Raw genomic sequence first — 21238 nt, 5'->3', positions numbered from 1 at the left:
CCTTGCTTTTTACATCTCTCTAGTCTTGTGCATTAATTTTAATTTTCTTAGCTTGTTGACGAACTTCTAATTTGGGAAGCCGAATCTCCAAAACCCCTTTCCGATACCGCGCACTCGTATATTTATTAGAAACATCATTTCCCAAATTAATCGTTTTTTCAAATTCTCCCCGTTGTCGCTCTGTCGTAATAGTTGGATACCCTTGATAAGGAGAGGTTATAAATCCTTTGATCTTCATGAGTGCCCCTTCCACTCGGATGTCTAGGGAGTTAATATCCTCCATCCCAGGGAGATCAATAACCACAATCACTTCATTTTGCCCTTGATACACATCTGCATAAGGCCCCTGACCTTGCTTGAGTGGACCATCCATCATATCCTGAAAAAAATCCTCACCAAGAAATTGACGAGCTAATTGATTCCATTTCGTAAAATCAAAACTGTTTTTACTATTATTCAACACCCCATCCTCCTCTCGCTCCCAAAACAGTCTCTCTGGTCTCACTGCACACAGTTTATTCGATAAGGGCTCGTCTTGTCACAGATTGGGAATGAAAGAGTACAACAACACCATATACTTCTATTAGTAATCATGACCGGAACCGAGGTGATTGGGATGTACGATGCTAATGTTCCTTACTGGTGGGCACGACTTCAACAATTGGAGGACGAGATCGCCAAATTAAATAAAGAGAGTCAAGAGTTAAAAGAAATGATAAACAACTTAAAACCAATCCAAATCGATAAAATGGAATATAAAATCCATGAACTACACGTGCAAACTCTCAGTGGTACACTCAATGTAGGATTATCTGCTAACGGAGATGAAACATGTATGAGCGGTGTCATTGATCAAATCATGAAAGAACATCAGACCGAGAATTCGAAGGAAGGGCAAGAAGCAAATGAAGGAGGAGAAGAATCCGCTCCTTCAGAAGAGTCAACCGTGGAGATCGACTCCTCAAGTATAAAAGAGGATAGAGAAGAAACTTCATGAATCGGTGATGTAGATGGTTTCTTTTTCCCGTAGTGTACTCACAAAATTCGTTCGCTTAAGATATATAGTCCCCTTTTCGGATTAATCAAAAGCAACAACAAAATTCCTATCGAGATTGGAAACAACACCACTCCTTAAAAAAAGTCTTTGTAACGGTCCCTAGCGAACTTCATTCATTTTTGTTATTTTATTGGGAGATAACACAGAGAGGATTTTTAGTAATGAGACAAATGTGGGTGGTGGGAATTGGTGGCTTTATTGGTACTCTGCTCAGAACTGGAGTTTCCTTTCTTTTTCCGTTTATTCTCTTTCCATGGGGAACCCTCATTGTAAATGTAACAGGTAGCTTTTTATTAGGCTTTCTGTTTGCCCTCTGTACCCGATTCCCCCGACTTAAAAAATGGCGACTTGGATTAGGAACAGGTCTTTTGGGCTCTTATACTACTTTTTCAGCTTGGAGCGCTGAGATGTCTCAATTAGAAAGCATCCCTTTGCAACTTATTTATTTAATCGTGACATTCATTGGAGGTCCTTTATTTGCTTGGTGGGGAGATCATCTGGGAACAAGGGGGTACAGCCATTGACACCGTTCATCCAACTACTACTCATCGGAATTGGCGGAAGTATAGGGGCGATGCTCCGTTTTTTTCTTTCGCAAAAAATAGTCTCTCAACATCCAAGATGGAGTCGCTTTCCACTAGCTACATGGATCATTAATTTTTCTGGCTGCTTTCTCTTAGGAATTCTCCTCGGATTACAGGAAAGTAGTTATTTCTCTTGGTCTATGTTCCTATTTCCTATATTAACAAAAGGATTTTTAGGCGGATACACAACCCTTTCTACCTTTAGTGTTGAAGTAGTAAAACTGATACAAAAAAAAGACTGGCTCACCACGACAATCTATGTGAGTGGGAGTGCCATCTCCAGTCTCATTGCACTGTATTTCGCCAAGAATTTATTTTAACTTTGGGGAACTTGATTTGATAAGACAGTAGTGTTGAAATACCCATAGTTAGGAGTCGATATTTCGGACGAATTGACTTTGTACCACTACATAGCAGAACCCTTTGATGAAGGAAAAGAGGAAGCTACTCTTCCTTGTGATGCTTCTATGCCGTTTGCCTCCTCCCGGAATCAAAGGGTGAAGCGGACTTCTCCACTTCTTTGCAAGGTACAAGCTCATGGAGGGCGAAAATCGAGCTCCGAGTCAAGTTTAATCACCTTCAAACCTCATATTATCTCCATTCTCCACTGTTTTTCCCCAATAGTAAAGTAAAAATAAAGTCAATCCAATTCCTCTTTTCTAAACCACAATCAAATTGGTATTCTACAGTTAAAAAAACATGGGAGCAATGTATACTCCCCATCGCTCCCATGTTTTTTCAATCATTACCTACCTAAAGATTATTCAGTTGTACAATTTTTCTTCAGTTTTTTCTAAACCAAGAAAAGTTAAGAACAATAGGAGAAGTTTTCTCCACTTAATAATCCGTTCTTACATATAAATCATTAATAAACTTAGTAAATGATTGTCTGACAATGCGAACTTGTTTCAGATTAAGCTTAGTTCCATTAAAGATCTCTGACAGGGCATCATCAGATGAAAACCAAATAATAATAGGATTTTCCCGACTTTGTCCGTAATAAAAGCTATAAGGATTCAAAGCAGAGTCAAATCCGATGGGAACAATGAGTCCCGTTTCCTTCAGTTCCTCATTTCCCTCAAACAAAGCTTCTACCTCGTCTATGATTTCCTCTAGATCGTACAGTTCATCAAAATGGTATGGTTCATCATCAATGAGAATGTGAGCATGCCCACTCTCTGGACGTCTATGTTTTTGAATCCAATCCACATAATCTCGTGGAAAGCAGATCCCTAGACTTTCTTCAATTTGGGCAAACTCTTCAATAGGAAGTTTTACTTCTCTTTTCAACCATGTAATCATGTGACAAACTCCTTTTACGGATTACTAGTTTCCAGATTGTTGACCCCAAATTTTGTGACCACCAGTATGTTTGAAAGTGTTGTTTAAATCATATGGCACTAGAATCAGTTTTCCTGTATCTTGATGATGATGCCATGTGAGCTTTGTTTTTCGATCATTCTTTCCACCGATGGAGCCTTCCCCTTTGTCTATTGATTCGATTTGATCATTAGTGAATCCTTGATTTTTCAATCTATCTTTCCAGTTCTCACTTCCATACTCTTTTACATATCGTTCTTTCAGCAGGATCGTTGCAAACCGAGTTTGATCACTGCTGCCGCCCACAATCGCATCTGATGGTAAATGAATTTCAGCCTTTTTCCAAGGGTCAAAATTCGGGAATCCATTACTATCATACGTAACAGTATAAGTGTTTCCCTGTTTGGTTGTTTTTTCAACTGGACCTGTATAATGATATCTATTCTCAATAACCCTATTATCACTTGTTCTTATATAGTGTTTCCCATTTTCTTCATATACTGAATAGGTGAAATTCGGGTTTCCATTTTTAAGTCCTGAAGGTTTTCGAGTATGATTCGTCCCAGATTCATTGGAATTGTTATTCTGGTTATTATTATCTCCATTTGAACTAGGCTTTGGATTAGAGTTATTTCCAGTCGGACACCCACAACCATCATGAACAAGAATCTTCTTCCCTGCACTACCTACTTTTAAAATCTTAGTGGGTAATGGGAGACTTTCGGCTACCTTCCAGACCCGATTCAGGATCGGAATATGGTCTCCGTTCTCATCCTTCCCATGCCAACCTTCCATAAACTGATCTTTATCGAAGATTAATGTCCACAAAGTACCCAAGGGGTCTTCCCAAGCCGCATTCCATCCATCTTTGATGACATTCCACGAATCTTTGAGGTAACCAAGGGGATCACTGGTGATTTTATTCCATGTCTCCTTGATATCCTCCCAGCCAACCATATCACCTAGATAGCCAAGGGGATCATTCCAAATGCGTTTCAGATCACCTTCCTTGATTTGATTCCACTGATCTCCGAGCCAATCCATACTATCATTCCAAGTATCTGAAGCCCATTCGACTCCATCATCCCAGGTATCTGAGGCCCATTTGGTTCCTTTATCCCATTTATCTGAGACCCAACCCGTTCCTTTATCCCATTTGTCTGAAATCCAATCAAAGACTCCTTCCTTCTTTTCGTCTTTTTGATCTGAATCTGAGGAGGAATTAGAAGGAGGGGTAGAAGGCTTTGGATCATTTATAGGATCATTCCCATTTGTTTGTTCATTGGAATGTTCCGAATTGGGTTGCGAGACTGGAGGCGTTGTTTTGCCATCCAGTGCTTGGGTTACTTTGTCTTCCACTTTCGTTTGCATCAGGGAGTCTTTCATAAACATAAATAGAATCGCTGCTAGAAGGACACCCACGGCAATAATAATCACATACTGTAACGTTGACGATCCTTTTTGAGAAGAAAGGGGCCGTTGCCAACGTCTAAGAAGCTCCAAAAAATTCATGGCTCGATTCTCCTTTCTTCTCTCTATGCAAATGTAAGTGAAGCGATAATGAGTAAGAAAAATAAAGTGAAGGGAATGAAAAAGATGGAGGCAAAACCTTTCCAAGCTGAAAAGTCGTTGACTTCTCCCATGATCTTCGAAAAAATTACATAGTAAATCACCGTCATGGCTAGATCTAAAACACTAAAGATGAGGAAGAGGATGAGTAAAAACATAGAATCATCCATAATGGGTGTTTTCGACAGAAAGAGTTCACCACGAAAGATCAATAACATTGGTAGCAGAAGCACCCATTTGGAGGTATAAGGAATCGTTGCCCACGTAACAGCTTGCCTTGTTTCCGTAAATGTAGCGACACCACCAAATAAACGTGACGAACCGTGAATAACAAGAGTTAGGATCAACCAGGCAAGGGCTCCTAAGATCGGTCCGATGATGAAAGCTAGTATAAATAACGCCCCACCTGAAGTGGTATCCCCCATATCACGCATCGATGCTTGCTCTACAAATAGAGTGATCCCAAATAGAGAAATTAAAAGAATAGAAAGAGCTGGTGTAGTTTCCTTCATGGCATCATGGATGGCAACACGAGGTTCTTTCCAAATACGAAGCCAATAACTTTTCAGTACCTGAATCATCTGGTGACACCTCTCTCTTCGGGTTTGATCATGCCAATCAGATCGGCTTGAGATATGGGACCTAGCTGTCGGCTATCAAAACTATAAAGTCGTTCATCCCCCAACACATAGTAGCTATTTTCAGGAATTTTAGTAGGTTCAATATCTTTAATCTCTGGATATTTAGCAATATACGGCTCAGGGAGAACCGTTCCATTGATATAGACGCGATGATCTCGAATCTCGATCGTCTCTCCTGGAAGAGCAATCACTCGCTTGATGAAATCCATCTTTTCTTGTGAGGAATGAAATACAACAATATCTCCTCGATGAATCGTAGAGTAATTTTTATGAACAGTATAAACTTCTCCATTTTTCAAAGCAGGTTCCATACTATTTCCATCCACTTGATAAAATGTGTAGAAAAATGAGTAGATCCAAAATAGCAAAATCACTATCGAACAAGCAATTCCAATCATTATCCATAATCGCTTTTTGGAAGTGATCAACTCCATACAAAACCTCCTTCATCCATGGAACTATTCAGCATATTTTTATCCTTGTTTATTATAACAAAATTGAATTAGTAAATAGATTATTTTCTAAAATTTATTTAATTAGAAAATAAATAACATAAAAAAATAGCCTCTCTTGGAATCTAAGGAGGCTACCATATTAATTTCCATTCAAGAACAACTCACTTTAATCAGGAAAGAAGTACTATAATATATTTTTCTCAGAATCAAAAAAGGGATCCTCTAAGAATGATATTTGAAACTATCTCTGCCATCTGAAATATTCAGATAGATTTCTGATATACTTTTTATAATCAAAGTTTGATTAGGTAAATTAGTGAGCAAAATCTATATATGTTTTCTTGGGTACTATTCCATCAATTAAATTATCTTTCCAAACATCCTGTACATCTAAACCACCCATATTAATCCCTAAGAAGGATGGATCTAAAAAAATATTCTGCCCGTTAGATAAGTTAATCTGTAAGGCATCACATAATACACCACTCTCCCTTGCTTCAAAATTGTAAAAACACATACTTGCATCCGCTAAGGGATTTTTGAATACAACCTGACTAATTCTAGATTTACCAGGAATCATATCTTCCTCTAGTTCAAATTCATGCCTAATCAAGTCAACGATTGTAATACGAAGTCTAGAAAATTGATCAATAGATTCAAATTCTATAAATCGATCACTAAACTCAAAATACAAAAAGCGATCATCCGCATAAAATTCAGCAGGTTCATTCTCAATACCCACAAATCCCGTTAAATAAATATCTTCTAAAAAGCTACCTTCTATTAACTCTTTTAATTTATCAATCATTTTATCTCACTTCTCCAAATGTTATTCTATAAACTGTATTCCAAGATCCATTCCTTTCATCACATCATGGATGGTAGCACGAGGAGCTTTCCAAATACCAAGCCAATAACTTTTTAATACACTTCATTTCTTCTTCGCAAGGTACAAACTCATGAAAAGTGAACATCGAGCTCCGACGCTCTAAGATTTAGGTAATCATAGCCATATCAACACTACTAAATTAAAAATAATAGCCTCCCCAGAATTTCTATCTAGGAGAGGCTACAACATTGATCTATTTAGTTTCCAGCTCCACGATAATGACGAATCCCTCGGTTCCATAGATAAATTCCTAGTCCTAGATACACAACTCCCACAACGGGGGTCAGCATGGCATAGAACATCCATCGATCTTCATCGAGTAGATAGCTTGCGGGATAAAAGCCCACAAAAGCGAATGGTAAGAGCCAAGTAAGCACAAATTGAACCGTCCAGTGATAGATATTGATCGGATAACGCCCATAAGTACCAATGTTATAGATAATGGGCTGGATATCTGATTTGGAGTCGGTGTAGAGGCTGATACTGGTTAACGCAATATAAATTCCAGCATAGACGGCTACTCCTCCCAACGTAAATAAAATGAACCAGATCACATCTAATAATGTCCAATGAAGATCCAGATGGGTCATTCCATAACCCATCACAATCCCTCCTGTGAGAATCCCAATCATTGATTCAGGCGTCATCGTTTCCATAATCACCTGAAGTAAGCTATGAACGGGTCTTGTAAGAACTCGATCCAGTTCACCTTTAATAATATAACGATCATTAAAATCCCACAGATTGAAAAAAGAAGTGAAGATTGCCCAAGGAATTAAGAAGTAACCATAAATAAATATGACTTCATATTGATTCCAACCACTAAGACTTGAAGTGTGTTGAAAAACTACTAAGATAAAGACTAGGTTCACTGCCTGAAATAGAAAATCTGTGGTAAATTGAGCGACAAAATCCCAACGATATGACATTCTAGACTTTAAATATTGCTTGATATATTCAATAAACAACTGAAGATGGAACATATTTAACCACCTTGTACCACTAAAGTTTTTCTTGCTTTAAGCCAAATCACTTGAATGGGAATCCACAAAAAAATACACCAAAGTACTTGTATTCCAAGAGCTTGGACCAACTGATCACCCGCAAAGTCTTTCACTAGAATCATACTGGGAAGATAGCTAATTGCCTGAAAGGGTAAAAAGGATAAAATCGATTGTGCCCACTCGGGGTAAAACGTGATTGGAATAATCAACCCTGACAATAAATCGACAGCTACACGTTTCGCCCGAATCAACCCTTGATTATTTAAAATAAAAAAGGCACCCAAACCTGTGATGATATTGACTTGAACATTTACAATAAAACCCAGCAACAGACTAAGGGCAAACTTAAACCAGACTTCTGAAAAAACAGGTAAGTGGATCGGAAAAATAAAGGAAATGATAATCATTCCTGGAACACTAAAGAGGAGCAGACGAAATATTCCTTCTCCAAAGCCCTGAGCTGCTTTGACAAGCAAATAATGATAGGGACGAATCAGCTGAATCGCAACTGTTCCATCACGAATTTCTTGAGCAATTTCGCGATCTAGATTATTAAAATATAAGGCTCTTGCCATCCAAGAGATTGCAATATACGTAGCCATCTGAATAGCGGTTAAACCTTGTAAACTGGGTTGATCTCCATAAATGGACATCCATAGAAAGTAATTCACTCCGATATTTAAACTATAAATAATGATTCCACTATAATAGTTCACCCGATAAGCAAGCATCATCAAAAAGCGGATGCGAATCACTTCCCAGTACATGTTCAGCTTATGCAAGCGTCATCCCCTCCTGATAGATCTTGCGAACAATCTCTTCAGTGGAGGTCTCTTGAATCACCATCTCATGAATAGCGATATGCTGTACTAGTTTCGATAAAACCTCAGATACACTCGCTTCTCCTTGTTCTACATATGCAATCACTTGCTGAGGACCTCTCTGTTCCCAACGGATCATCAGTCCTTCCGTCCACGTCTCTAACTCCTGAATCTGAACAGGACGCTCCATTTCCAAGTGGACCTTTTTCGTTCCTCCCCATTCAGATCTCAATCTTTGTAAGCTACCATCATAAATGATTTTTCCTTTATCCAACATCACCACTCGGGAGCAAAGGGCTTCAATGTCTGATAAATCATGGGTCGTTAACATAATTGTTGTTCCCAACTCTTGATTCATCTCTTTGAGAAATTGACGAATATTCTCTTTCACTAAGACATCTAAACCAATCGTCGGTTCATCTAAAAAAAGAAGGGAAGGCTGATGGATCAATGATGCCACTAATTCACAACGCATTCGTTGTCCCAAACTAAGCTTCCGCACGGGCTGATCTAATAAGTTCCCAATTTCTAAGACTTCAACCATACGCGACAAATGTTTGTGATATTGATCCGATGGAACCTGGTATACTTTTTGTAATAGACGAAATGATTCTTGAACAGCAATATCCCACCAGAGTTGACTTCGTTGACCAAAAACGACACCAATGGTTTTGACAAACTTTTCTCGTTGCCGGTGGGGATCATATCCATTCACTTGTAATTCACCTGCAGTAGGCTGTAAAATCCCCGTTAGCATTTTAATCGTTGTTGATTTGCCGGCTCCATTCTCTCCAATATAACCCACTGATTCACCTTGATCGATCTCTAAATCAATTTGATCGACAGCTCGGATCGTACGATACTCACGATTCAATAAATCCCGAAAAGCTCCAGCTAACCCTGGGCGGCTTTGATAAACTTTAAACTCTTTAGTTAAATGCTGTGCATGGACTGCTTTCACAAGCTCATCCCCCTACGAAACTTCATTGTACCTTTCAAAGAAAAAAGGTATTCCATTTGTGGGAATACCCTATAGAAGCAAACACCCTTGAGATCTCATGGAGAAAACGCCTGTGGACTTTAGATCGAACCGCCCCCAAGCGTGTTCTTGTTCCATGATAACGCTTTTTTTGTAAATAGGTGTAGCTTTATCATTTTACATATTATGAGTTGGACACTCTTCTATGCATTCAATTTTTATCTCTGTTACTCCAAATGAGGCGTAATTAATTCTTCTAAGCGATTTTGCAATTCTACTAACCCACCAGCATCTACATCTGCTTGTTTAACGGTAAAAGGAACTAAGCGTCGATCTAAATCTAATGCTTCCTCCATGGAGCTCATAAAGCAAACGGCTTTTCGGTCTACATTCATGATTACATCAACGCTATCTTCTTGTGCTGTAAACACAAACTCTAAGCCGTCAAGAACTTGATTATAGCGACCTGATGGCTTTAATTTGTATACCTGAACAAACGGATGACGGGAAAAGTAATGTTCAAAATCATACTCAACACTATATAATTGAAAACCTACACGTTCAGCTGCAATTAAAACAGAATCAACAATTGAATGCGGTTCCACATCAATCCCGTCCATATCACCAGGGTCGATTGCCATTTTGATATCCAAACCCGTTTTTAAATAGAGAGTGGATCCGTAACTTGAGATTGGGGAATCATAAGGCAGCTGAAATTCAAATGGAATCTCTTTGATCTCGCGTGGAGCAATGAGGATGAGGTCAGTTAATCGCTTCTCTTCAATCACATATTCACTTTGAGAACCTTCATGATAGTATTGAACAATTAAGTAGAGGTAAATCTCATCTATTTGTTGCTCCGCTTGTCCACCTTGAATAAAAATTTTACCTTGAATCATTTCTCCTTGCCTAAACTTAGCTTTTTCCAGACGCGTATCTACCTTTGCTGCTCCAACACCTAAGCTGGCTAGCGCCTTGCTAAACACCATTCATTCAACTCTCCCTACCTATGACAGTGTTTTTCTATTTAACATATCTTGTATTTTGTCTACAGGATCTTGATAAATATGTTCATCGTTTACATGTAGAGTACCTTCAGGGTCATCTATGGACCAGTGGAAATTACTCCGTAAAAATCTCGCAGAACGGTTCATCTCAACATCCATATTCACTTCATTACCATTATGATTAATATAAATGATCATTTCGTCCACAAATCCATGATATGAACCCGTCGGCTTATATTTGAGCATTTGAAAGAAAGGTGGATCACACTGATCATCAAACTCATTGTGAATTTGATATAAGACAAATCCAGCATCTTCAAATTGCTGTAATACTTTTTGCACATACGGAGTAGGTAAGACTTCAATTCGATCTGTATCACTTGGATCAATCGCCATTTTGATATCTAGTCCCGTTTTTAAATACACAGGAAAAGCTCCACTTGACATGGGAGTTTCTAGAGGTAACTTAATTTTAAAAGGCACACTATGACTCCCATTCGCTTCAATCAGAAATGAAGTGGATAAATGATAACTTTTCAATACATGAGCGGTTTTTTTATCATTTTTCGAAATATCTACAACCAAGTAAAGGTAAATCTCATCTACTTGTTGCTCTGCTTGTCCCCCACGAATAAATACTTCTCCATTCACAGTATCCCCTGGGAAGAATTGTGTTCCTTCTAACTTTGTATCAATCGTGGCAGCTCCAACACCTAAACTAGCTAATGCTTTAAAAAATACCAATCAGATCACTCCTTTGTGTCTCTGACCCAAAAAAGTAGAGATAAAAGGTAGCGGTAAGTCCTATAGAAATGAGCTCTACATTTCCACCGCTACACCTATTTAATTGTTTTTATACATTTGTTTCATGTATTCTTCAAATTGTCTAGCTAAACGTGCATGTTCTTCACTTTCTTTAGCTCGCTGATTTTCCTCTTGTTTGGCAATGCCCGATTCAACTGATGAATTGGGTTGGGCAAAAGAATTTAAGTTTTGCAAAGAATTCCCATCACTCAAGGGTTGCAATTCTTTGGATTTCTCCCCGTATAATTCATCTTTCATTTTTTCTAGAGAATCTATTTGTTTCGGATTTTCACTTTGAAGCGGAAAAGACACTTCAATTTGTGAAAGCTGTAATTCTAATTTCTCAATCAAAGCACGTTCTCGATTTTCAAATGATAAACGTGCCTGCTCCATACGCTCCTGTTCACGGCGTTCCCATTCCAGACGTTCATCCCTTAACTTCTCTAGTTCCAAACTCATCTTTTCCTTTAATTCACGTTTCAAACGTTCTCGTTCGCGACGCTCCCATTCCCGACGTTCACGTTCCAAACGTTCTTGCTCCAAGCGTTCTTGCTCCAAACGCTCTCGTTCCAAGCGTTCTTGCTCCAAACGCTCTCGTTCCAAACGTTCTTGTTCCAAACGCTCTTGCTCCAAACGCTCTTGCTCCAAACGCTCTTGTTCCAAACGCTCTTGCTCCAAACGTTCTTGTTCCAAACGCTCTTGCTCCAAACGCTCTTGCTCCAAACGTTCTTGTTCCAAGCGTTCTCGCTCCAAACGTTCTTGCTCCAAACGTTCTTGCTCCAAACGTTCTTGCTCCAAGCGTTCTTGCTCCAAACGTTCTTGCTCCAAGCTCTCTTGCTCCAAGCTCTCTTGCTCCAAGCTCTCTTGCTCCAAGCTCTCTTGTTCTACATCGTTTTCGCTTGTACTTGTTTGCTCCAAACGTTTTTGTTTTAAGCGTTCCTGCTCCAAGCGCTCCCGAATGCCTCGCTCTTTTTCCAATTCTTTTAGAAATTCCTGTCGTTGGCGTTCCATTTCCAATTCCATTTGCAGCCGCTGGCGTTCGATCTCTTCCTGCTGCTTTCGCTCTAGCTCTCGACGTAATTTGTCTAAATACTCCACATCAGTACTTTTGCGTGGGTCTGCTAAAGTGGGCTCAGGTCCAACGATCTGTTCAGGTCGAGAAGGGAGTGTGCTTGGGGGTTCTATTGAAGGAGAAGAATTTTGGGCATCTTCATTTAGTGTCGCTTCATTCGAAGATTCTTTCTCTTTTTTTCCTCCACCTAAGAGAAAATCGAGAATCCCACCTTTCTTTCGCTTCTTCTCATAAACTTCAATATGTGACAAAATCGAATCAATGGAGTTATTTTGTAAGCTTTTTTGAATGAGCCGATGTAAATGTTTGGAACCCTCTAAATCATTGGGAACCTTATCAATGGGTCCTTCTAAATGTTCTTTACTAACCAAGCTATAGAAAAAAGTTCCCCAATCAAGTGTCGATCGAAGAGCTGTGATATGTTCTACCCCACAGAAGAGAACTTTCAACTCATCAGTTTCTTCATCAAGACCTATATTTCTCGGGTCCGTGAGTAAATACATAGGCATCGCTTTCGTTTTCAGCTCAGCAGCAAGTAACAAGAGTTGTTTACCCCATTGAACAATGGTATCTTCTGCTATGTCTTCTTTCATCACAACTTCATGTAATGGCTTAATCGAACAATAAGGTCGAATAAAAACTAGGGAGCGATCTTCAGTATAAACTTCAGTAAAAGGTATAACTAGAGGATGATTTAATGAACGATATTGCTGGATTGCCCGGGAGGGAGCCTGTTTTTTTAAGTGGGCAGATTGCAAGTAATACCTCTTTGAATCCAAGTGAGAAATGGCTAGCTCACCATCGAAAAATGGAACCACATGTTCGATGGTGTATGAGTTTCTATATTTTTCCCCCACATTAAATAACGACAATCTTCCTCGCCTCCACTTATTTCTGTTGCAGTAGAAATTTCTAGAACTAGGCAGTTGCAATTACCATCACATATCACTTTTAAACAAATGATAAGTTGATCTATATATGCAACAAACTTTAGAATATAAAGTGCTTGACCCCACAAGATCATACGTTACCATTTTCAGAATATCACAAGTTAAAATCAAGAAACAACTGACTATCGAAGAACTCTTTTACATTCCCCTATGATTTTTTAAAAAACATCGGTACAATTGTCTTTGGTAAAGAAAGGAGAGGACTTTTTCTTGGAATTACAACGTTCAAAACAATTATATCAAGAAGCTTTAGATGTAATCGTCGGGGGGGTAAATAGCCCATCACGTTCTTTTCGTGCTGTTGGCAATGGAACCCCTGTATTTATGAAAAAAGCACAAGGACCCTATTTTTGGGATGAAGATGGCAATCGTTATATTGACTATCTCGCTGCATTTGGTCCCATCATTCTAGGTCATGCTCATCCACATGTGACAGCTGCGATTATCGAGACTGCTAGTCATGGTGTATTATATGGAACACCTACGGAAAAAGAAGTACGTTTAGCACAGATGTTACGTGAAGCGATTCCATCCATGGAACAAATTCGCTTTGTTAATAGTGGAACTGAAGCTGTCATGACAACAATCCGTTTGGCCCGTGCTTATACAGGGCGTAATAAAATTCTTAAATTTGCAGGATGCTACCATGGTCATTCTGATTTAGTACTTGTCGCTGCGGGCTCTGGTCCCTCAACACTTGGAATTCCCGATAGTGCTGGTATTCCACCTAGTCTTGCACAAGAAGTCATTACAGTTCCATATAACGATTTAGATGCTTTCCAACAAGCGTTAGATGCTTGGGGAGATCAAATTGCTGGGGTATTAGTTGAGCCTTTAGTGGGTAACTTTGGAATTGTACCTCCAGCTCCTGATTTCCTCAATCAAGTCAAAACAAGGGCTCACCAAGCAGGTGCACTAGTCATCTTTGATGAAGTGATCACAGGATTCCGTTTCCACTATGGTGCAATCCAGACACTCTTCGATGTAGAACCTGATTTAACTGCATTAGGTAAGATCATGGGTGGTGGACTCCCGATTGGTGCTTATGGTGGCAGTAAAAAAATCATGGATCAAGTGGCTCCGATGGGTCCGATGTATCAGGCTGGAACCATGGCAGGAAATCCCTTATCGATTGCAGCTGGAATCGCATGTTTGGAAACACTTGCTCAACCTGGAACTTATGAACGACTTGATGAGATGGGTCGTACGCTCGCTGACGCCATTGAAGAATTAGCCAAAAAGTACAATATTACCATTACCCTTAACCGTATGGGTGGGGCTTTTGCAGTATACTTCACTGATCAGCCTGTGGTAAATTATGAAGACGCACAACAAGCAGACGGAGAGCTATTTGGGCAATTCTTCCGTTTGATGTTGGAAGAAGGTGTTTATCTAGCTCCCTCTAAATATGAAGCTTGGTTCTTAACCACGACCCATTCTGATGAAGACATTCAATTTACAATCCGTGCAGTAGAACGATCTTTTAAAAGAATGTCACAGGGTAAGTAGCAAGGAGCGATCAAATGAATGAAAAAATCACCATCTACGAACGTATTGGTGGTGCTGAAAAAGTTAGACAATTGGTAGAAGCTTTTTATCCTAGAGTTCAGGCTCATCCATTACTAAAGACGATCTTCCCTGAAGATATTCAACCTGTGATGGAAAAGCAATACCTTTTCCTGACTCAGTTTTTCGGCGGCCCTCCATTATATACCAATGAGTACGGCCATCCTATGCTTCGAGCCAGACATTTACCCTTTCCTATTACCCCGGCACGTGCTGAAGCATGGTTGTCTTGCATGCATGAAGCACTCGATGAAGTGGGGATTTCAGGATTAGAACGGGAGCAGATCTGGAGTCGTTTGGTCATGTCTGCTCATCACATGATCAATCAACAGGAAAAATAGTTCAAGTCTGACTAGCTCTTCAAATATTGAAGAGCTAGTTTTTATTTAGAGATAATTGTATTCTAGAGTCTCTTTATTTTTCCGTTGTATTTAAATAATTCGTTGATTAAGATAAATTTATCACCCGATTTTCAAAAATCTTTCATCTAAGAGGTAGATATGACACAAATAACCCTTTCAACCACGCACTCTTTATCAGTTCAACAGCCTAAAAATCGCTTTCATCAACTTCGAGACCTTAGTGCATGGGTTTTATTTATTATTCATTTAGCACAACGCTTAATCAATTTTGGTTTATTTGAGTGGACAAAAACGGATCAAAATACATGGTTGATTCAATTCACAGATTATCTACCTTTATGGTATAGTGTCACTTTTTCGTTCATGGATCTCCTTAGCCTCGCCGCTACTCTATCGTTTCTCTTATTTGGATTCTTGACTTTATTTTCATATGAAGCTCATCTTCAACCCTATCTATCTCTTAAAGATTTGGTCTACTATCTTGCTTGGAATCAGATTATTTATCTCGTCTTTTTTTATCTGCTTAGTGTTTTAAATGTCATTTCGATTGATCCTTATATTATTAATACCTTTTTTCAATTCTTCATAGATATCTCTTATTTAGTTACAGCAATTGCCTTATTTTGGGGACGATTCTCTGTGATCGGATTTCGCATTCAAATCCCATTTCGATGGCTGTGGTTCCTTCTTCCTTTGTTTACGATCTCAGGCTACTTTTTTATTTATTTCATTGTCGATGGGGTCATTACGGAAGCCGTGAGCCAACTTTTTTCTCTAGATCTTGGGTCAGAACGAATGAACTCGATTGAAGAAGATATTCAACATTCGATCGAAAAAGGTTGGGCGTATATTCTTGTACAGTGGTTATGCATTGGAGTCATTGGCCCCATCAATGAAGAGATTTTATATCGAGGTTTCTATCAACAACTATTTACGAAGCGTTGGGGAGCCTTGATTGGGATTCTGATCCCTTCATTTATTTTTGCACTGGATCATGTAGACATTCCGTTATTTGCTCCTTTGTTTATTTCAGGGATCGTATTTGCTATTTTCCGACATTTATATCAAAGCTTATGGGCTCCGATCCTGTTACATATGGTTTTAAATACGACTTTTTTGGTGTTTGATATTCTAAATTATTGGTAATCGGAATTTATGAATTAGGAAGCCTACTTATTGAAGCATAAAACGCTCCTCTGTTGAAGTTGACGAGAGGAGCGTTTTTGATGTATTTTTTTATAATTAGTTTATAATTATAAAAACAGAAATGAAAGCGCTTTCTTTATGAATTCCTTCTTCCTCTTTAATTTAACGCATATATACACACTTCCAAAGAAAAAGCACATCGTATAAATAAACGTTATGATAAATAAAAATGTTAATTCAATCTTGTTTGCGTAAAAAATTCATGTTATTCTATTTAATATACTCCTCTATATAGTCATATGAGTAGCATATTGATCCAAGGAGTATCAATGATTTGTAAATGATTCTTTTATCGGAGGTGAAAGGTCAACCCTGACCGTTCCTATGACAAATATTTCTCAATTGGGTCGTTTTCAAGATTTGTTATCTGAAGAGTACGACAGCTGTGGAATTGTTACCACCATCGAGAAAGACGGAGTTGCCAAACAACAAAATATGTTGGACACCATTGAAGCGTTAATCAAGTTGGAACACCGCTCTGGTTTTATTAATGGCGAAGGGGACGGATGCGGAATCCTTACAGATCTTCCACGTAAAATATGGGCAAAGCAGTTAGCCGCAAATGGATGCTCCGCTGAGTTGGCCGAAGATCCTCACTTTGTTGTCGCTCATCTGTTTCTTCCTAAAAACTTGGAACTAGGGACAGAGGAAGTAAAGTCCCAGATTCGCTCTCTCTTTAGAGCTCATAGGTTCCAAATTTTAGCTGAAAAATTTGACCAAGTAAATAGTTCGGTACTTGGAACAATTGCTCAAGCTGATGAACCTCATTTTTGGCAGGTTGGATTGCTCCCCGAGTCGTTTGAGCAACTTACTCGTCGTTGCTTCGATTGGGTGATCGAAGCAGAAAAACGTTTTCCCATTCAAGTTGCCTCTTTTAGCGAGCAAACCGTAATCTACAAGCTTATGGGTGCTGCCAGTCTACTTCCTCTCTATTTTGTCGATCTTCATGACCCTGACTTTCAATCCTTAGTTACCTTAGGTCATAACCGCTATTCAACTAACACGTTATCTAATTTTTTTCGAGTTCAACCATTCTCTCTTCTTGGACATAACGGTGAGATTAATACAATCCGCAAATTACGTGATGAGGCTCTCATGATTGGAGTTCCTCTTGCCGAAGAAAGTAGTGACTCACAAGATGTCAATCGTTTAATTGAAACATTGATTCACAAGTATCAATATAGTTTATTTGAGGCCATCGAAATGGTCTTCCCACCCATTATCAACGAAATTAAATCACTTCCGAAACACCTTCAAAACCTTTATATGTACTATCGACAAATCTGGGGACCTTTTGCTCAGGGACCAGCTGGAATTATTTCACGTTATGGCGATGAGTGTGCTTTCCGTGTGGATGCGTTAGGGTTACGTCCACTCTGGCAAATCGAAAGTGAGCGAGCCTATTATTTCTCATCGGAACAAGGGATTATTCCCGGATTGGACATGGTTAGTGAGCCAAAACCTCTGGCTCCTGGAGAAACCATTGGTGTCCAATTGACTCCTACAGCTAAGTTAATCCCCCATCATCAGCTACAGCAACTCGTTTGGGAGCGAACCACTTCACAAATGGAGATTTCCGATTTCCGTGACTTTATCACTACACCGCAAGGAAACGGGTTAGCATCAACGTGTTTATCTGTTACAGATCAAGCCTATGCAGCATTTGGTTGGGAACGAGAACATCTCCAAATGGTCAAGCAAATGGCTGACACAGGCGTTGATCCGATCCGATCCTTGGGGCATGATGGACCATTAGCCGCTCTGGCAAAAGTGAGACAAAATCTGCCCGACTATATCAAAGAAAGTGTTGCTGTAGTTACCAATCCAGCTATCGATCGTGAGCGCGAAATGGAGCATTTTTCAACTCGAGTCGTGATCGGTCAACGACCTGTTCTCCAATCGCCTACTGAGCAAAAGGCCACCCGGATCGAATTACCCTCTCCCATTCTTTTGGAAGGTCCACATGCAGCTGAAGTATGTAACCAATGCTTAACCCTTTCTTTTGATGATTTGGTTCAATTTTTCAATCAAAAAAACCAAGTTACAAAACTCTCTTTGACCTATTCCCCAGCCACAGGAATCCAGCAACGATTAACTGAATTGGCTGAGGAAGCAAAGAGTGCCGTTATAAATGGAACTACACTCTTGGTCTTTGACGACGAAGAATGTCATCAGCAAAATTCACTCTATCTGGACCCCTACCTAGCTCTTTCAAAAGTAGATCTAGCCCTCAAACATACGACACAATCTGAAGGACAAAATTTACGTCGCTCTGTCAGCATCGTACTACGATCTGGTGCCATCCGTAATTTACATGATCTCGCCATCGCAATCGGTCTTGGAGCTGATGCAATTTCTCCATATCTGATGTTTGCAACAATCCAAGAAAAAGAGGCATTATCATCTGTTCACTTATATCAAGCACTCTATAAGGGGTTAGAAAAAATCGTTTCCACCCTAGGTATTCATGAGCTTCGTGGATACTCACGCTTATTTTCATCTATCGGTCTTCACTCTGAGATTGCAGACCTACTGCAAATTGTAAACTACTGTGGCACAGACAAAGCGGGACTTTCCTGGGATCAGCTGGAAAAAGATGCAGAAGAACGCATGGCTGACTTTCATAGTGAACAAGCGAAGCCAGCTCGCTTATTTCACTTATGGCCTAGAATCTGGAAGTCGATTGGGCAATTAGCTCAAGGGTCGATCAGCTACGAGGATTTTGCACTTAAACTACATGAATTAGAACGAGATAGCCCAATCAGTTTGCGTCATTTGTCTGACTTTCGCTTTTCTGAAACAAATCACATTCACCCCGATGACGTAGATTGTTCCATTGGTCACCATGATCTTCCTTTTGTGATTAGTTCTATGTCATTTGGATCGCAAAACGAAGTGGCCTTTCGAGCATACGCCGAAGCTGCTGAGCGACTTAATATGGTTAGCTTAAATGGTGAAGGCGGCGAAATTAAAGATATGTTGGGGAAATATCCACACACACGTGGACATCAAATTGCCTCTGGACGATTTGGTGTCAATATTGAACTAGCCAACTCAGCCAATCTCCTAGAGATCAAGATTGGACAAGGAGCCAAACCTGGTGAAGGTGGCCATCTCCCCGGAAAAAAAGTATCTGAAAAAGTAGCAGCAGCACGAAATGCGACACCAGGTAACGACTTAATATCTCCTTCGAATAATCATGATATTTATTCGATTGAGGACCTAGCACAGATCATCACGGAATTAAAAACAGCCAATCCATTTGCAAAAGTAATTGTCAAAGTTCCTGTTGTGCCTAACATTGGTACTATTTCAGTCGGAATTGCCAAAGCAGGAGCAGACATCATTACCCTGAGTGGCTTTGATGGAGGAACAGGAGCAGCACGAGTTCATGCTTTACAACATGTGGGTCTACCTGTTGAAATCGGTGTAAAAGCCGCTCACAACGCTTTACTTGAAGCTGGAATTCGCCATCAAGTCGAGATTTGGGCTGATGGTGGGCTCAAAAGTGCACTTGATGTGATCAAAATCATCTGCTTAGGTGCAAACCGAGTCGGATTTGGCACACTTGCTATGTTAGCCATTGGATGTACTACATGTCGGGGATGTCATCTAGATACTTGCCATGTAGGAATCGCCACTCAAGTAGAAACTGTCGCTGAGGCAGAGGAGCATGGATTCCGCCGATTTGTACCTCGTGAATTGGATCGTTCGATCGAAGGATTGACACAACTCTTTACTACTTTAAGTAAAGAGATTCAGCGAATTACAGCACAACTTGGTTTTACACGAACTCAAGACTTGGTGGGACGCTCTGACTTACTCATACAAACAAGGGAACAAGAACGACTCGACCTATCTGATCTACTTCAAGTCAGTTCGATTGAGTCTTCCATTACACCTACTATGATCTCAGCTGGGTTGGAAGAAAACCATTTACCTCATAGTCATCGGAATGAAGCTCCCACTTCTTATACTGGCATTCATAGTGCTCATCGAGTATTAGTGAGTGACTTATCTAGTCAACGAGTACGCCACCGACTGGATGGAAGTTATCGTTCACTTCCTCCAACCTCACTCGAATACTTGAATGGATCTATCCCAGGCAATGGATTTGCCGCCTTTCATGCTGATGGAATCCAAGTCACAGTCCACGGCGGAGCTCAGGATGGTGTAGCAAAAACTGCTTTTGGTGGAAAAGTAGCCATCTTGAAATCCCCCAATAAAAAGCTTAAATGGATGAATGGCTCAGTTGGAAAAGGATTTTGTTATGGTGCACAACAAGGCTTGTTCATTGTTCAAGGAGATGCCGATTCACGAGCAGGGATTCGCCTTTCGGGTGCAGACTTGATCATTGCTGGTGAATTGAAAGAGCCACTCCGTGATGATCTTGGTATGATTGCCAATCGAGCCAATATCAAAGGATTTGCCTTTGAGTATATGACAAATGGGCGAGCTGTTGTGCTTGGTGATCCAGGTCCTTGGATTTGCTCTGGAATGACCGGAGGAGTGGTCTATCTTCGACTCCAACCTCAGTTAGGGTTAGATCAAGAAGCCATTCAGCGACGAATCGCTAAAGCAGCAAAGGTGGCGTTGGGACCACTCTACGATCAAGGTGTACAAGATCTTCAAGAACTATTGAATGCTTACCTAGTAGAATTAATCGCTTCTGGTCAACTCTCCACTGCACAACAAATACAACTATTATTGGAAAATCTCTCAGACCATTTTGTCCAGATCATCCCTGTCCAACAACAAGCAGACCCTTCCATCTCTACAGAATAAAGTTCAAAAAGAACAACCTGATCCCTCTGAACAGGTTGTTCTTTTTTCAACACATGATCCAAAAAAGGAAATATCTAGTTAAAAGTAGAATGTATACAAAAGTTAATCATGAATTATTAAGTGGTTGAAAAATTGGGTGCGCAACTAAGCCCTTAGAGGGTAAATCT

General features: G+C 39.8%; 19 protein-coding genes. 7 read left to right on the top strand and 12 right to left on the bottom strand.

What is annotated here, in order from left to right; translation table 11 throughout:
- Nucleotides 1–19 precede the first annotated feature (19 nt).
- A complete protein-coding gene (locus EDD58_RS13645; protein WP_131926479.1) occupies nt 20–460 on the bottom strand; it encodes an Hsp20/alpha crystallin family protein in 441 nt (146 codons plus the stop codon).
- A 132-nt stretch (nt 461–592) separates the two neighbouring features.
- Between EDD58_RS13645 and gerPC the strand changes: the two genes are divergently transcribed.
- The 3 genes from gerPC (at nt 593) to crcB (ending at nt 1961) form a co-directional block, all read left to right on the top strand.
- A complete protein-coding gene (gene gerPC, locus EDD58_RS13640; RefSeq protein ID WP_131926477.1) occupies nt 593–997 on the top strand; it encodes a spore germination protein GerPC in 405 nt (134 codons plus the stop codon).
- Between the two features lie 221 nt (nt 998–1218).
- On the top strand, nt 1219–1581 hold the full coding sequence (locus tag EDD58_RS13635) for a fluoride efflux transporter FluC (RefSeq protein ID WP_243648751.1): 363 nt from the start codon (nt 1219–1221) through the stop codon (nt 1579–1581).
- Nucleotides 1578–1961 carry a fluoride efflux transporter CrcB gene (gene crcB / locus EDD58_RS13630; RefSeq protein WP_131926475.1) on the top strand — a complete coding sequence of 128 codons (384 nt, stop codon included), beginning with the start codon at nt 1578–1580 and terminating at the stop codon, nt 1959–1961. Before EDD58_RS13635 ends, crcB begins: the two co-directional genes overlap by 4 nt.
- A 517-nt stretch (nt 1962–2478) precedes the next feature.
- Here crcB and EDD58_RS13625 read toward each other — a convergent pair.
- The 11 genes from EDD58_RS13625 to EDD58_RS13575 form a co-directional block, all read right to left on the bottom strand.
- Nucleotides 2479–2943 carry an SMI1/KNR4 family protein gene (locus EDD58_RS13625; RefSeq protein ID WP_131926473.1) on the bottom strand — a complete coding sequence of 155 codons (465 nt, stop codon included), beginning with the start codon at nt 2941–2943 and terminating at the stop codon, nt 2479–2481.
- 24 nt (nt 2944–2967) lie between these two features.
- Complete coding sequence (locus tag EDD58_RS13620; RefSeq protein ID WP_131926471.1) at nt 2968–4473, bottom strand: HNH endonuclease; 1506 nt, start codon at nt 4471–4473, stop codon at nt 2968–2970.
- A 23-nt stretch (nt 4474–4496) separates the two neighbouring features.
- A complete protein-coding gene (locus EDD58_RS13615) occupies nt 4497–5111 on the bottom strand; it encodes a YIP1 family protein (protein ID WP_131926469.1) in 615 nt (204 codons plus the stop codon).
- Complete coding sequence (gene lepB / locus EDD58_RS13610) at nt 5108–5605, bottom strand: signal peptidase I (RefSeq protein ID WP_131926467.1); 498 nt, start codon at nt 5603–5605, stop codon at nt 5108–5110. Before lepB ends, EDD58_RS13615 begins: the two co-directional genes overlap by 4 nt.
- Before the next feature lie 334 nt (nt 5606–5939).
- Complete coding sequence (locus tag EDD58_RS13605; protein ID WP_131926465.1) at nt 5940–6434, bottom strand: hypothetical protein; 495 nt, start codon at nt 6432–6434, stop codon at nt 5940–5942.
- Nucleotides 6435–6712: 278 nt separating this feature from the next.
- Nucleotides 6713–7498 (bottom strand): ABC transporter permease, encoded by a 786-nt coding sequence (locus EDD58_RS13600; RefSeq protein ID WP_131926463.1) that lies wholly within the window; start codon nt 7496–7498, stop codon nt 6713–6715.
- Between the two features lie 2 nt (nt 7499–7500).
- A complete protein-coding gene (locus tag EDD58_RS13595) occupies nt 7501–8292 on the bottom strand; it encodes an ABC transporter permease (protein ID WP_131926515.1) in 792 nt (263 codons plus the stop codon).
- Between the two features lies 1 nt (nt 8293).
- Entirely contained in the window at nt 8294–9301 is a 1008-nt protein-coding gene (locus tag EDD58_RS13590; protein ID WP_131926461.1) for an ABC transporter ATP-binding protein, read from the bottom strand.
- Between the two features lie 245 nt (nt 9302–9546).
- Nucleotides 9547–10308 carry a sporulation protein gene (locus EDD58_RS13585; protein WP_131926459.1) on the bottom strand — a complete coding sequence of 254 codons (762 nt, stop codon included), beginning with the start codon at nt 10306–10308 and terminating at the stop codon, nt 9547–9549.
- Nucleotides 10309–10326: 18 nt separating this feature from the next.
- Nucleotides 10327–11070 (bottom strand): sporulation protein, encoded by a 744-nt coding sequence (locus EDD58_RS13580; protein WP_131926457.1) that lies wholly within the window; start codon nt 11068–11070, stop codon nt 10327–10329.
- Nucleotides 11071–11169: 99 nt separating this feature from the next.
- Nucleotides 11170–13074: a protein kinase family protein gene (locus tag EDD58_RS13575; RefSeq protein WP_131926455.1), complete on the bottom strand. Its 1905-nt coding sequence runs from the start codon at nt 13072–13074 to the stop codon at nt 11170–11172.
- Nucleotides 13075–13362: 288 nt separating this feature from the next.
- Here EDD58_RS13575 and EDD58_RS13570 point away from each other — a divergent pair, with 288 nt between their 5' ends.
- From EDD58_RS13570 to EDD58_RS13555, 4 genes are all read left to right on the top strand, one after another.
- On the top strand, nt 13363–14661 hold the full coding sequence (locus EDD58_RS13570) for a glutamate-1-semialdehyde 2,1-aminomutase (protein WP_131926453.1): 1299 nt from the start codon (nt 13363–13365) through the stop codon (nt 14659–14661).
- Nucleotides 14662–14675: 14 nt separating this feature from the next.
- Nucleotides 14676–15059, top strand: coding sequence for a globin domain-containing protein (locus tag EDD58_RS13565; RefSeq protein ID WP_131926451.1), 384 nt, complete (start codon nt 14676–14678; stop codon nt 15057–15059).
- Nucleotides 15060–15218: 159 nt separating this feature from the next.
- Nucleotides 15219–16226, top strand: coding sequence for a CPBP family intramembrane glutamic endopeptidase (locus EDD58_RS13560; RefSeq protein ID WP_131926449.1), 1008 nt, complete (start codon nt 15219–15221; stop codon nt 16224–16226).
- A gap of 384 nt (nt 16227–16610) precedes the next feature.
- The gene (locus EDD58_RS13555; RefSeq protein WP_131926447.1) at nt 16611–21071 is read left to right on the top strand and encodes a glutamate synthase-related protein; all 4461 of its coding nucleotides are present in this window, start codon (nt 16611–16613) and stop codon (nt 21069–21071) included.
- The last annotated feature ends 167 nt before the right edge of the window (nt 21072–21238 follow it).

The sequence above is a fragment of the Hazenella coriacea genome (genome assembly GCF_004341825.1).
Classification (GTDB): domain Bacteria; phylum Bacillota; class Bacilli; order Thermoactinomycetales; family Thermoactinomycetaceae; genus Hazenella; species Hazenella coriacea.
This window is presented reverse-complemented; position numbering and strand designations above follow the sequence as displayed.

Coding starts and splice junctions, on each gene's coding strand:
- gerPC (WP_131926477.1), top strand. CDS start 593: ATGACCGGAACCGAGGTGATTGGGATGTACGATGCTAATGTTCCTTAC.
- EDD58_RS13635 (WP_243648751.1), top strand. CDS start 1,219: ATGAGACAAATGTGGGTGGTGGGAATTGGTGGCTTTATTGGTACTCTG.
- EDD58_RS13625 (WP_131926473.1), bottom strand. CDS start 2,943: ATGATTACATGGTTGAAAAGAGAAGTAAAACTTCCTATTGAAGAGTTT.
- EDD58_RS13620 (WP_131926471.1), bottom strand. CDS start 4,473: ATGAATTTTTTGGAGCTTCTTAGACGTTGGCAACGGCCCCTTTCTTCT.
- EDD58_RS13615 (WP_131926469.1), bottom strand. CDS start 5,111: ATGATTCAGGTACTGAAAAGTTATTGGCTTCGTATTTGGAAAGAACCT.
- lepB (WP_131926467.1), bottom strand. CDS start 5,605: ATGGAGTTGATCACTTCCAAAAAGCGATTATGGATAATGATTGGAATT.
- EDD58_RS13605 (WP_131926465.1), bottom strand. CDS start 6,434: ATGATTGATAAATTAAAAGAGTTAATAGAAGGTAGCTTTTTAGAAGAT.
- EDD58_RS13600 (WP_131926463.1), bottom strand. CDS start 7,498: ATGTTCCATCTTCAGTTGTTTATTGAATATATCAAGCAATATTTAAAG.
- EDD58_RS13585 (WP_131926459.1), bottom strand. CDS start 10,308: ATGGTGTTTAGCAAGGCGCTAGCCAGCTTAGGTGTTGGAGCAGCAAAG.
- EDD58_RS13565 (WP_131926451.1), top strand. CDS start 14,676: ATGAATGAAAAAATCACCATCTACGAACGTATTGGTGGTGCTGAAAAA.
- EDD58_RS13560 (WP_131926449.1), top strand. CDS start 15,219: ATGACACAAATAACCCTTTCAACCACGCACTCTTTATCAGTTCAACAG.
- EDD58_RS13555 (WP_131926447.1), top strand. CDS start 16,611: ATGACAAATATTTCTCAATTGGGTCGTTTTCAAGATTTGTTATCTGAA.